This window comes from Coprococcus sp. AM97-35, from assembly GCF_027697525.1.
GTDB lineage: Bacteria > Bacillota > Clostridia > Lachnospirales > Lachnospiraceae > Allocoprococcus > Allocoprococcus comes.
Genome location: NZ_JAQESL010000027.1, coordinates 1 through 13,124 on the forward strand (window position 1 = coordinate 1; position 13,124 = coordinate 13,124).

Consider the following 13,124-nt stretch of genomic DNA (forward strand, 5'->3'; position numbering starts at 1 on the left):
ACATACTTAAATTCTTTCATGATAAATTCTCCTTTTCTTTTTTCATTTTAGTTTATCTTTTGACAGCGCTTTGCTTTTCAAAGCGCCGTCATTATTAAAACAGCTTTCGCTGTTCTATTCTACTGTGTCTACGGCAAATAATGGATCGCCGGCTTTTACTTCTCCCGTTGCAAGGAGACGTACGCTCTGATTCTCTTCCAGTTCTGTACAAAGTACCGGCGAACAAAGAGACGGTGCATGTGAAGCCAAGAATGGAATATCGATCTTCATAAGCGGATCACCTTTTTTCACTTTCTGACCATTTTCTACAAATACTTCAAATCCTTCACCGTTCAGAGATACGGTATCAATACCGATGTGAAGCAGCATGCCAAGTCCGCTTTCTGTCTGGAATCCAAGTGCATGCTTTGTTTCAAATACGAAAAGCACTTCTCCATCTTCCGGTGCGCAGATCACAGCATCTTCCGGTGTAACAACGGCTCCGTCACCCATCATTTTTCCTGCAAATCCTTCATCCGGACAGGTTGTAATATCGCCTGCCATACCGGTGATCGGGCTGGATACAACAATTGTATTTACCACTTTTTCCCGTGTTTTATTATTTTCATTTACAGTATCTGTATTTTCTTCGGCTGAATTCTCTTCTGACACAGCAGCGCTCTCATAATATTCATCCGGAGCTGTTTCCAGATAATCTTCCAGTTTAGACTTAATCACAGTTACCTGAGGACCATAAATGATCTGGACACCCTGTCCCTTTTTCACGATTCCTCTGGAACCTGTTGTCTTGATGATCTCATCATTTACGCGGGCTGCGTCATGAACTGTGATACGAAGTCTTGTTGCACAACAATCCACATCACTGATATTTTTCTTTCCGCCAAGTCCCTGTGTGATTGCCTCACTTACCGGATCTGCGGTTCCTGTATTCCCTGCTGTTTCTTTTCCTGCTTCTTTTCTGGCATTTACATCTGCCTTTGTATATAATTTTGTCTCTGTATCATCATCTTCACGTCCCGGTGTCTTGAAGTTAAACTTTTTGATCAGGAAACTGAAGATAAAATAATACAGGAAGAAATAAATAATTCCAACCGGAATGATCCGAAGCCAGCTTGTCTTTGCATTTCCCTGCAGGATACCGAAAAGGAACAGATCCAGAAAACCACCAGAGAAGGTAAGTCCTACTGCTATATTCAGGATATGCGCGATCATGTAAGCAGAACCTGCAAGCACTACCTGTACAGCAAAAAGTGCCGGTGCAACAAAAAGAAATGAGAATTCCAGTGGCTCTGTAATACCCGTCATCATGCAGGCAAGTGTTGCAGAAAGGAGAAGTCCTCCTGCCTGTTTTTTCTTTCCCGGTTTTGCACAGCGGTACATCGCAAGTGCCGCTCCCGGAAGTCCGAAGATCATAAAGATAAATTCACCTGAGAAATATCTGGTCGCATCTGCGCTGAAATGTGCGATATTTGCAGAATCAGCAAGCTGTGCAAAGAAGATGTTCTGTCCTCCCTGTACCATCTGTCCCGCAACTTCCATTGTTCCACCGACTGCTGTCTGCCAGAATGGCATGTAAAATACGTGATGAAGTCCGAACGGAATCAAAGCTCTCTTAATAATACCAAAAATCAGGGTTCCCAGATATCCGCTTCCGGTTACCAGTCCGCCAAGTGCATAAATTCCATTCTGTACAACCGGCCAGGCAAAATACATTCCAATCCCAACAAACATGTACACCAGTGTAGAAATGATCGGAACAAATCTGGACCCTCCGAAGAATGATAACGCATTTGGAAGAACGATTTTGTGAAAACGGTTATGCAGAGCAGCAACACCAAGTCCTACAATAATACCACCAAACACACCCATCTGTAAGGACTGGATTCCGCAAACAGAAGTGATGGTTCCTTCCAGTACATTCGAAGCGATCGTTCCATCTGCGGTAATCTCTCCTGTGATCACAAGCATTGCATTGATTGCAACATTCATAACAAAGAATGCGATCAATGCAGAAAGTGCCGCTACTTCTTTTTCTTTCTTTGCCATACCGATTGCAACTCCAACCGCGAAAATCAGTGGCAAGTTGTCAAATACAGCACTTCCTACTTTGTTCATGATAATGAGTAACGAATTCAGGATGGTTCCGTCTCCTAAAATTTTCTCCAGACCATAAGTCTGGATTGTGGTAGCATTGGTAAACGAGCTACCGAATCCCAGCAGCAGACCCGCTACCGGAAGAATTGCTATCGGAAGCATGAAGGATCTTCCAACTCGCTGCAATACGCCAAAAATTTTGTCTTTCATTGCATGTACTCCTTTTCCTCAAGAAATTTTAATTACCTGGCTTATGCCTATGATATTATTTTCTTTCGTGGAAGCCTTTTATTCGAATTTTTAACGCAAAAAAGGCATTAACCCCACACAAATATCAAAATAATATCTATGTATGGTTAATGCCTGCCGTACAGTTACACACCAAAATCTGTAACTTACAATAATTTATTTTCCACTAAATGTCAAGCCTTTTCTGAAATTTTCTTTTTATAATCCTACGGACTGCACTAAAAGAATCAGAAGCATCAACGGTGCAATTACCTTGATCATTGCAACATAAAGCTTTTCTCTGCCAAACCTGTATCCGCCAAGTGTCACTTCATCGATGATCACTTTTGGTTTTACAATCCATCCGATCAGAATACAGGTAAGCAGTGCCACCATCGGCATCAGACAGTTATTGCTGAGATAATCCATCACGTCCAGAATCTGCGCTACCGTGCCGTTCGGAAGTTTCAGTTCGAAATAAAGCTTGTTGTATCCAAGACATACGATCACACCAACGATCATTCCATATAAAGTAGTCAGGATCGTTCCTTTTTTTCTGGATACATGGAATTTATCCATCATGCTTGATACGATTGCCTCCATAACAGATACAGAAGAAGTAACCGCTGCAAAAGATACCATCAGAAAGAATACAATTCCTACCAACACTCCTGCTGCCCCCATTGCTTTAAATACTTTTGGCAGAGATACAAACATCAGTCCCGGTCCTGCAGACATTCCTTCGGTTCCCATAAAAGTATAAACAGCCGGAATGATCATAAGTCCTGCCAGAAGCGCTACAAGCGTATCAAAAAACTCAATCTGGTTGATCGACTTCATCAGATTGGTCTCTTTCTTCGCATAGGATCCGTAAGTAACCATAATTCCCATCGCCACGCTGATTGAGAAGAAAAGCTGTCCCAATGCATCCATCACAACCGAAAGGAAACTTTTAACCGTCATCCCTCTAAAATTCGGGATCAGGTAAATCGCCAGTCCCTGCATACCGGTTCTTGTCACTCCATCTGCATTTGTATGTTTCAGGGTAAGAGAAAATACAGAAATTCCCGCAATCAGTACAAACAGGATCGGCATCAGAATCTTACTGTATTTTTCAATTCCTTTATTTACTCCTTTATAAACAACCGTTGCCGTAATAAGCACATAGATCAGCATCCATATGATCGGCTGTCCGACCTGTGTAATATAGCCTGTAAAATATCCGTCTTCTGCTGCCTGCGCTCCATGACCTGTGAGAAATGCCGACAAATATTTGAGTACCCATCCACCAATCGAGCAATAATACGGAAGAATGATAACCGGTACTGCACATGCAAGCACACCAATTCCTCCCCATCCTTTATGCATCTGTTCATATGCAGTAAGCGGACTCTGTCCTGTCTTACGTCCGATCGCGATCTCTGTTGTCAGCAACGTAAACCCAAAGGTAAGTGCCAGTACCACATAGCACAGAATAAACACTCCGCCTCCACCTTTTGCTGCCAGATACGGGAATCTCCAGATGTTCCCCAACCCGACTGCACTTCCCGCAGCCGCCAGCACGAATCCGATCGAGCCGGTAAAATTACTCCTCTTCTTTTCCATCTTTTCTACACTCCTTTTACAGTGGTGCCTCCGTACACACCATCTCCAGCTTTTTAATAATATGATGTGAGTGTCAATAAGTATCAATTGCTTATTTGTGCGAGCACAAACGCAATTGATACTTTTGACACTTACATCATAATATAGAAATTATATTTTTCTATAAGCTAAAAACACCTCCGCCGTATGGCGAAGGTCCCTTCTTTAGCTTTCTTCTTATTTTAACAATCGGATATAGGAAAGTCAATGGAAGTATTTTACTCATTTTCTTGATCTTTTTTACACTGGGGCAGGCTCTCACCTGCCCCTTTATGAGTAGTATATCAATAATTTTTACAAAACGTCTTATTTATGCAGTTGCCGGAAGAACACGGGATAAGAATGACTGCGTCCTTCTCTCTCTTGGTGCTGTAAAAATTGCATCCGGTCTGCCTTCTTCAACAACATATCCGTCTGCCATAAAGATGACCCGGTCTGCCACATCACGTGCAAAGTCCATTTCATGTGTTACAACGATCATCGTCATTCCTTCTTTCGCAAGAGATTTCATAACATCAAGTACATCTCCTACCAGTTCCGGGTCCAGCGCCGATGTCGGCTCATCAAACAACAACGCTTTCGGTTTCATTGCCAGTGCTCTTGCAATGGCAACTCTCTGCTGCTGTCCACCTGAAAGTGTACTCGGATATACATCCGCTTTATCCTTTAATCCTACCTTATCCAGAAGTTCCAGTGCTTTTGCATGCGCTTCTTCCTTATTCATGTGTTTGGTAAGGATTGGTGCCATCATAACATTCTGAACAACAGTCTTAAGCGGAAACAGATTGAATTTCTGGAAAACCATTCCGACTTCCTCACGGAATTTGCGGATGTCACAATTCTTATCGAGAAGATTCTTTCCCTCATACTGTACGGTTCCGCCTGTCGGTCTTTCAAGCTGATTGATGCATCTTAAGAAAGTACTCTTTCCAGATCCGGAAGGTCCGATGATACAGACCACTTCACCTTCATTGATATCAAGATTGATATCCTTTAATACCTCCAGGTTCCCAAATTTCTTCGACAAATGATTTACTTTAATCATACCAATCACCTCATTTTCCTTTCTATCTGTTTCTGGACAATTATCAGTACCGAAAGTATCACCAGATAAAACGCTGCCAGTGCTGTGTATGTAGGAATTGCTTTAAAGCTCAACGCTGCATACGCCTGTGCCTGATGCGTGATCTCATTAACCGCAATCGCAGATAAAAGTGCGGTATCCTTAACAGAAATGATAAACTGGTTAAATAATGCCGGAAGTGCCGCTTTAAATGCCGGTGGGATAACCAGATGGATCATCGTCTGTGCACTTGTAAGTCCAAGTGATGCACCTGCTTCTTTCTGTCCCGGATCAATGCTCATCAACGCACCTTTTACAATTTCTGAAATAAATGCACCGGAATTCAGTGCGATAACGCCAATTCCCACTGCAGTGCTTCCAATATCGACACCCAAAAGCTTCGGAATTACAAAATATCCGTATAAAGCCTGCACCATAAGCGGTGTCGCACGAATGATCCAGATGTAAACTTCTGCAATTGCTTTCCCTATTTTATATTTCGACTGAAGCAGGTATCCACAGAGGCTTCCGATCAGGAAGCCAATTGTGATACCGACAACAGCAATTAAAATCGTAAGTTTTAATCCCTCAAACATCATTGGAAGTAAAACATTCAAAAAAGTCATATCCATATACTATCTCATCCTATCTTCTTTTTAGTTGCTGTCTGTTCTTTGATTATTCACACCATTTCGCATAGAGTTCATCTGTTGTGCCATTATCAATCAGTACCTTTACAGCTGCATTGATTTCATCATAATATTTGCATTCTTTAGAAATTGCTACGCAATACGGTGCCTGGCCCTGATTAAACTCATCCCCGACTACCTCCAGGTTGCTGTCCGGTGTTGTCTTAATATAGAAATATGCTCCAGGTCCATCCTGAATAACAGCATCTACTTTTCCCTGCTCCAAAGATTCATATGCAGTTGTGATCGTGTCATGTACTTCGAGAGTTGCACTTGTAAGGTTCTTGCTTGCATAAGTATGAGATGCGGTTCCCTTTTCAACGGCTATTTTTTTATCCTTCAGATCATCAACACTCTTAATTCCTTTATCGTCATTTTTATTTACCATAACGACCTGACCGGAATCACAATAGATATCACTGAAGTCCATAACTTCTTTTCTTTCATCTGTTGCACAAAGTGCTGCTGCTCCGATGTCCAGTTTATTTTCAGCAAGTGAAGTAGTAAGTGCCGAATAATCCATTGCCTGGAGGCCACCATCGATTTCGAATCCCAGAAGCTCCTGCAGATCATTTAACAGATCAACATCATATCCGATCAGCGTCTTTCCGTCCTCATCATAGTATGTAAATGGTCCGAAAAGTCCGGTTGTTCCGACTTTCAGTTTGACACCTTTCATGCTGTCCTTCAGCTCGTCTTCTGTATATTCTTTCTTTGTATCAGAGGTTTCCTTTGTATCTTCTTTTTTACTTCCACATCCTGCTCCAAGTACTGTTATCATTACTGCACACATTAAAACTGCTATTAATCTTTTTTTCATAATAATAATCCTCCTTAACTGTGTAGTGAAAACGTAAGGGCGCATCACAAATTCTTTTGTAATGCGCCCTTGCATTTCCGTCCGCAGACACTCTCTCGTTCCCGGGATTGTTTGAGAAATTACTTTGCACTTCTGATTACTTTCTTTTCTGAAATACAAAAAGGATGCCGCATCTGATGCGACATCCTTGTCTGTTCTGTTCTTTATGAACTTGTGATTATTTTACCGTACTTTCACACTTTAGTCAATGAAACTTTTATCCAAAATTGCCAGTTTTATATGTTTCTTTTAAGTAAATTTTCACAAAATTGATTTTCTATAGTATATGTGTTACACTATTTTCAGATTCAAACTGACTGCAAAGGAATTCCTGCGCAAAAAGAATACAAAAAAGGAGATTACAAAAACTATGAGTCTTAACAGCACCCCTTCTGCAGATCGTGTACATATCGGTATCTTCGGTCGCAGAAATGCCGGAAAATCCAGCATCATCAACGCTATCACCGGACAGAATCTTGCCATTGTATCTGATGTTCTCGGAACAACTACCGATCCGGTTCCAAAGGCAATGGAACTTCTTCCCCTCGGACCTGTCGTGATCATTGACACCCCGGGGCTTGACGACATCGGAGAACTCGGTGAACTGCGTGTCAAAAAAGCCTACCAGATTTTAAACAAAACAGATATCGCTGTTCTGGTAATCGATGCCTCTCTTGGCATGACACCAGAAGATTTATCCATCTTAAAGAAAATACAGGATAAGAAGATCCCTTACGTTGTGGTAAAAAATAAATCTGACCTCTGCTCTTCTGCTGAAAATGGCGCAGTCTGTCCGAACCTGGATTCTATGCCGGATGCTTCTTTTCATATAGATGCTTCCAACAGTATCGAAGTCAGCACAGTAACCGGATACCATATTCATGAATTAAAAGAACTGATCGCAAGCCAGGCTCCGGAAGAAGATCAGGATAAATATCTCGTCCGCGATCTTTTAAATCCAAATGATTTTGTCGTTCTGGTCGTCCCGATCGACTCTGCCGCCCCAAAAGGACGTCTGATCCTCCCACAGCAGCAGACCATCCGCGATGTACTGGAGGCTGGTGCAATCTCTATTGTAACCCGTGACACAGAATTGAAGGAAACACTTTCGTCTCTTGGCAAAAAGCCACGCCTTGTCATCACTGACAGCCAGGCATTTGCCAAAGTATCTGCCGATACACCGGAAGATATTCCACTGACCTCTTTTTCCATCCTGCTTTCCAGATACAAAGGAAATCTGAAGCTTCAGGTCGAAGGTGCACAGATGCTGGACAAGTTGGAAGATGGTGACAAAATCCTCGTCTGTGAAGGCTGCACCCACCACAGGCAATGTGATGACATTGGAACAGTGAAGCTTCCTCGCTGGATCCGCCAGCATACCGGAAATATAGACCTGCACTTTGAATTCACAAGCGGGACCGAATTCCCGGTAGATCTCTCACCTTATAAACTCATTATTCACTGTGGTGGCTGCACCCTGAACGAACGCGAAATGCAGTATCGCCTCAAATGCGCCGAAGATCAGGGCGTACCGATCACGAACTACGGAACCGCTATTGCTCACCTGAAAGGGGTATTGGAGCGGAGTCTCATACCGGTTAGGGGAAGTTTGGAATAAGGTTACGGGCGAAGTGGGGACGAGGTGACGGTTTCACGCCGGTCTTCATCGCCTGCATTCTGTAAAATTTAATCGGGACGAAAGTTGCGACACCGGACTGATTCGCTGGAAAATCTAATGATTTTCCGGCTCAGGCAGTCCTCAGATTCCGTACTTGTAGTACGAAATCTGGTCACAATTTCCGTCCCGATTAAATGAACAGACTGCACGGCTCTTACGAATGGCGTGAAACCGTCACCTCGTCCCCACTTCACCCTTACGTTATTCAAAGCTTCCGCATTGGCGCATCATAGATGCGCCTCGCTGTGGATGGAAGGATTGTTTGTTCAGAATTGAAATCCATTCTTATTATATTTACTTTTGTTCTGGCTTATATGTTATGAGTGATTTTGTTTTGGTATAGACACACATAACGGTTGAATAAAGCTTAAAGCCAGGTATCATTTTAAATTGTCTGCAGCGCCAAGGGCGTCGGATCACGGTGTGGATTTGGCGGTATATGGCGGCGTGTTACAGCCTGTTAATGAAAAAAAGAGAAAAGTGTGATCGGATTTCGTACCCCAAGTACGAAACTCCGAAGACTCCTGAGATGGAAAATCATCAAATTTTCCGTCGAATGAGTCTGGTATCACACTTTTCTCTTTCTTTTCATGTTACAGGCTGTTCACGCCAGAGTCCACCGCCAAATCCACACCGTGATCCGACGCCCGTCCCTGCAGCCAGATTTTCAATTAAATATTCTCAATTCTCTTGATCGCTTCCAACGTATTCTCGTAACTTCCAAATGCTGTCAGGCGGAAGTATCCTTCCCCGCTCGGTCCAAATCCTGATCCCGGAGTTCCGACTACATTTGCTTTTTCAAGAAGGAAATCAAAGAATTCCCATGAAGTCATGTTATCCGGCGTCTTTAACCATACATATGGTGAGTTCACTGCTCCGGATACCGTGTATCCGGCATTCTTCAGACCTTCATAAATCGTTCTTGCATTCTTCTGATAGTATGCGATCTGCTCTTTGATCTGTGCTTTTCCGGCCTCTGTATAAACAGCAGCTCCGGCTTTCTGTACAATATAAGGTGCTCCATTGTATTTTGTTCCGTGACGTCTTGCCCACAGCGAATGAAGCATCACATCTCCACACCTAAGGTCTTTCGGAATGATTGTTGCGCCAAGACGTACTCCTGTAAATCCGGCATTCTTAGAAAAACTTCTAAGTTCGATTGCACAGGTTCTTGCTCCTTCACATTCAAAAATACTGTGTGGTACATCTTCCTCTGTGATATATGCTTCATATGCAGCATCATAAATGATCACTGCCCCGTTTTTATTTGCATAATCTACCCATTTCTGGAGTTCATCTTTTGTGATAGCCGCTCCGGTCGGATTGTTCGGGAAGCATAAATAGATCATATCCGGTACTTCTTTTGGCAGTTCCGGTACAAATCCATTTTCTGCTGTACAAGGCATGTAGATTACATTGCTCCATGTTTCTGTCTTTGGATCGTAAGTTCCGGTACGTCCTGCCATTACGTTTGTATCCACATATACAGGATATACCGGGTCTCCTACTGCGATTCTGCAGTCAGGTCCAAAGATCTCCTGGATATTTCCAGAATCACTCTTTGCTCCGTCTGAGATAAAGATCTCATCTGCAGCAATATCACATCCTCTTGCCTGGAAATCATTCTTTGCGATCGCGCTTCTTAAGAATTCATATCCAAGATCCGGTGCATATCCGTGGAATGTCTCTGCGTGTGCCATCTCATCAACTGCACTGTGAAGCGCTTCGATGATCGCAGGTGCAAGCGGCTGTGTTACATCACCGATTCCCAAACGGATGATCGGTGCATCCGGATTCGCTGCTGAGAACGCTGCAACTTTTTTGGCAATATTGGAAAACAGATAGCTTCCCGGTAACTTTAAGTAGTTTTCATTTACACTGTACATATGTCGTCTCCTTTGTGATTTGATCTTTATAGTACACCATCAAATACTTTAACCGCAGGCCCCTCCAAAAATACATGATTCACCTTACGATCCCATCTGACAGATAACTCTCCACCTAATAATTTAACGATTACTTCCTCATCTGTCAAGTCATTCAGCACAGAAGCCACAACTGCTGCACATGCTCCGGTTCCGCAGGCAAGCGTTTCACCAACACCCCGCTCCCACACACGGATCTCCATCCGGTCCCTCGCAGTCACATGACAAAACTCGATATTTGCTCTCTCCGGAAATCTCGGATGAAATTCTAACTCCCTTCCTGTCTCTTCCAGAGAAATCCCGTTTATCTCTTCTGAAAAGATTACCGCATGCGGATTTCCCATCGAAATCCCGGTCATGCGGTAGTTCTTCTTCTGTACCTCAATCGGATCATTGATCACCAGATCCTTTTCACTCAGGATTGGAATGCTATGTGCGTTCAGTCTTGGAACACCCATATCTACCATAGCACCGCAGGCTTTCCCATCCTGAATATGAAGGTGCATGTTACGAATTCCGGATTTCGTCTCGATACTGAGAGTTTCCTTTCCGGTAAGTCTGTAATCATATACATATTTTCCCAGGCATCGGATGCCATTGCCGCACATCCCGGCAACAGATCCATCCGAATTGTATATCTCCATTTTAAAATCAGACACCTTTGACGGACATATCAGAATCAGACCATCCGCTCCGATTCCGTAATGCCTGTCACAAAGCGCTCTTGCAAATCCAGGTGGATCTTCCACCCTTTCTCTGAAGCAGTTTATACACACATAATCATTTCCAAGACCATGCATTTTTGTAAAGATCATATATCCTGCCTCTTCAATCTCCTTTATTCCGCCATAATACTAAGTACCATCTGAGCTGTCTCCACCATATTGACACCGCTCTCCATACTACATTTCTGCAGATAGCGATGCGCTTCTTCCTCCGTCATATTATTACGTTCCATCAGAAGACTCTTTGCCTCTTTTACAAGTGCCTGCTGCTCCGGATTTCGGTTCTTAAGCTCTGCTCTTCTTTTCTTTCTCCGCCTGCTGATCGATTGTGCCATCATCTCGATCGTATTCATCAGATCAAATACCTTAAACGGCATCGACAGGCTGATCACTCCCGGAGTCCTGTCACTGCATTTCTCCGGCGATGCGATCAAAAGCATCTCAATCGTACCCGGCAGATAATCTCTCAATTCATTATATAACATATCTTTCATTTTATAACCACAAACTACAATTCCATCATCCAGATTATCTGCCAATTGAACCGCCTGTGCTCCGGTTACCCCCACACCAATCACGTCAAATCCATTTCGTACCAGTATATTGCGAATATTGGTTGCAATCTCCTTTTTTGGAAATACAACAATAATACTGCTCATAATACCAGCCTCCTGCCTTTAGAATTGGAAAGTTTCTTTAGAATTTCTGTAAGTACTCATTAATTTCCCATTCTGTAACCTGAGTGCGGTATTCTCTGTATTCTGCACGCTTTGACTCAATCAGCTTCTGTGACAGTTCTTCTCCCAGTACTTCCTGCATAAACTGATCTTTCTGGAATTCTGTGATTGCTTCTCTTAAGCTTGCCGGAAGCTCCTCAATTCCAAGTGCATTTTTCACCACATCTGTCATTTCGTAAATATTCTCATCTACACTCTCCGGCGGCAGGATCTTGTTTTTAATTCCTTCCATTCCGGCAGCCAGACATACGGCAAGTGCCAGATATGGATTTGCTGCACCATCCGGACTTCTGAGTTCGACTCTTGTGCTTTCCCCTGATACCCGTGGAATACGGATCAGAGGAGTCCGGTTATTGGCTGACCAGGCAATATATACCGGTGCCTCATATCCGGGAACCAGCCTCTTATAGGAATTCACGATCGGATTTGTGATAAAGCTGATCGCTTTAATATGTCTCATAAGTCCGCCGATAAAATAGTAAGCCTCCTGGCTCAGACCATTCGGATCTTTTTCATCTGCAAAAACATTCTTTCCGTCTCTTGACAGAGACATATTCAGATGCATTCCTGAGCCATGGATACCATCCTTTGGCTTTGGCATAAATGTAGCATGAAGCCCATGTCTTTTTGCGATTGTTTTGGTAACAATCTTAAATGTCATGATATTGTCTGCTGCATCCATCGCCTCTGTATATTCCAGGTCGATCTCATGCTGTGCCGGTGCCATCTCGTGATGAGATGCCTCCACACCGTACCCCATATCTTCCATTGTAAGAACAATATCACGTCTTGCATTCTCTCCCTGATCCAAAGGTCCCAGATCAAAATATCCTGCACGTTCATTGGAAATCGTCGTCGGATTTCCCGCATCATCCGTCTCAAACAGGAAAAATTCGCATTCCGGTCCTACGTTAAAGTCATATCCCATCTCTTTTGTCTCGGAAAGTACCTTCTTAAGAACATGTCTCGGATCGCTTTCGTAAGCTGTTCCATCCGGTCTGTAAATATCGCAGATAAATCTTGCAACCTTTCCCTGCTGCGGCCGCCACGGGAAAATTTCAAATGTATTCAGATCCGGGTGCAGATACATATCCGATTCTTCGATTCTGGCAAATCCTTCTATCGAAGATCCATCAAACATACATTTATTATCCAGTGCTCTCTTAAGCTGGCTTACTGTAATCGCTACATTCTTCATTGTTCCGAAAATATCGGTGAACTGCAGCCTGATAAATCCCACGTCTTCTTCCTCGACAAGATTCAGGATATCTTCTCTCGTATAATTTTTCATACTCATACAAATCCTCCCGTTTTTACTACTCATAAAATGGCGTATTCACACCATCTCGCTTAACCGCCAGGTGATGTACATTCGCCAAATGCAGATCCGTTGTGCAAGCACAAATCTGCACTTGGCTCATCGCATCCACAAAAAGGGCGTTCTCAATCCATTTTGAAAACGCCCTTGTTTGTTATATTATA

General features: G+C 43.1%; 10 protein-coding genes. 1 reads left to right on the forward strand and 9 read right to left on the reverse strand.

What is annotated here, in order from left to right; translation table 11 throughout:
- Window positions 1-114: 114 nt before the first annotated feature.
- The 5 genes from PG840_RS13990 to PG840_RS14010 form a co-directional block, all read right to left on the reverse strand.
- Window positions 115-2,304 (reverse strand): PTS transporter subunit IIABC, encoded by a 2,190-nt coding sequence (locus tag PG840_RS13990; RefSeq protein WP_270206017.1) that lies wholly within the window; start codon window positions 2,302-2,304, stop codon window positions 115-117.
- 237 nt (window positions 2,305-2,541) lie between these two features.
- On the reverse strand, window positions 2,542-3,927 hold the full coding sequence (locus PG840_RS13995) for a sodium-dependent transporter (protein ID WP_270206018.1): 1,386 nt from the start codon (window positions 3,925-3,927) through the stop codon (window positions 2,542-2,544).
- A gap of 349 nt (window positions 3,928-4,276) precedes the next feature.
- Entirely contained in the window at window positions 4,277-5,020 is a 744-nt protein-coding gene (locus PG840_RS14000) for an amino acid ABC transporter ATP-binding protein (protein ID WP_442872459.1), read from the reverse strand.
- The gene (locus PG840_RS14005) at window positions 5,017-5,661 is read right to left on the reverse strand and encodes an amino acid ABC transporter permease (protein ID WP_008368496.1); all 645 of its coding nucleotides are present in this window, start codon (window positions 5,659-5,661) and stop codon (window positions 5,017-5,019) included. The genes PG840_RS14000 and PG840_RS14005 overlap by 4 nt, the downstream gene beginning before the upstream one ends.
- Before the next feature lie 46 nt (window positions 5,662-5,707).
- Window positions 5,708-6,538 carry a transporter substrate-binding domain-containing protein gene (locus PG840_RS14010; protein ID WP_118199596.1) on the reverse strand — a complete coding sequence of 277 codons (831 nt, stop codon included), beginning with the start codon at window positions 6,536-6,538 and terminating at the stop codon, window positions 5,708-5,710.
- Between the two features lie 409 nt (window positions 6,539-6,947).
- Between PG840_RS14010 and hydF the strand changes: the two genes are divergently transcribed.
- Window positions 6,948-8,195 carry a [FeFe] hydrogenase H-cluster maturation GTPase HydF gene (gene hydF, locus PG840_RS14015; protein WP_270206020.1) on the forward strand — a complete coding sequence of 416 codons (1,248 nt, stop codon included), beginning with the start codon at window positions 6,948-6,950 and terminating at the stop codon, window positions 8,193-8,195.
- Window positions 8,196-8,926: 731 nt separating this feature from the next.
- Here hydF and PG840_RS14020 read toward each other — a convergent pair.
- The 4 genes from PG840_RS14020 to glnA are packed head-to-tail and all read right to left on the reverse strand — an operon-like array spanning window position 8,927 to window position 12,933.
- Window positions 8,927-10,141, reverse strand: a complete 1,215-nt coding sequence (locus tag PG840_RS14020) for an LL-diaminopimelate aminotransferase (protein ID WP_270206021.1) — start codon at window positions 10,139-10,141, stop codon at window positions 8,927-8,929.
- Window positions 10,142-10,167: 26 nt separating this feature from the next.
- Window positions 10,168-10,995, reverse strand: coding sequence for a diaminopimelate epimerase (gene dapF / locus PG840_RS14025; RefSeq protein WP_117559128.1), 828 nt, complete (start codon window positions 10,993-10,995; stop codon window positions 10,168-10,170).
- A 23-nt stretch (window positions 10,996-11,018) separates the two neighbouring features.
- On the reverse strand, window positions 11,019-11,564 hold the full coding sequence (locus PG840_RS14030) for an ANTAR domain-containing response regulator (RefSeq protein ID WP_270206022.1): 546 nt from the start codon (window positions 11,562-11,564) through the stop codon (window positions 11,019-11,021).
- Between the two features lie 37 nt (window positions 11,565-11,601).
- Window positions 11,602-12,933, reverse strand: coding sequence for a type I glutamate--ammonia ligase (glnA, locus tag PG840_RS14035; protein ID WP_270206029.1), 1,332 nt, complete (start codon window positions 12,931-12,933; stop codon window positions 11,602-11,604).
- Window positions 12,934-13,124 lie beyond the last annotated feature (191 nt).

Coding starts and splice junctions, on each gene's coding strand:
- PG840_RS13990 (WP_270206017.1), bottom strand. CDS start 2,304: ATGAAAGACAAAATTTTTGGCGTATTGCAGCGAGTTGGAAGATCCTTC.
- PG840_RS13995 (WP_270206018.1), bottom strand. CDS start 3,927: ATGGAAAAGAAGAGGAGTAATTTTACCGGCTCGATCGGATTCGTGCTG.
- PG840_RS14005 (WP_008368496.1), bottom strand. CDS start 5,661: ATGGATATGACTTTTTTGAATGTTTTACTTCCAATGATGTTTGAGGGA.
- PG840_RS14010 (WP_118199596.1), bottom strand. CDS start 6,538: ATGAAAAAAAGATTAATAGCAGTTTTAATGTGTGCAGTAATGATAACA.
- hydF (WP_270206020.1), top strand. CDS start 6,948: ATGAGTCTTAACAGCACCCCTTCTGCAGATCGTGTACATATCGGTATC.
- PG840_RS14020 (WP_270206021.1), bottom strand. CDS start 10,141: ATGTACAGTGTAAATGAAAACTACTTAAAGTTACCGGGAAGCTATCTG.
- dapF (WP_117559128.1), bottom strand. CDS start 10,995: ATGATCTTTACAAAAATGCATGGTCTTGGAAATGATTATGTGTGTATA.
- PG840_RS14030 (WP_270206022.1), bottom strand. CDS start 11,564: ATGAGCAGTATTATTGTTGTATTTCCAAAAAAGGAGATTGCAACCAAT.
- glnA (WP_270206029.1), bottom strand. CDS start 12,933: ATGAAAAATTATACGAGAGAAGATATCCTGAATCTTGTCGAGGAAGAA.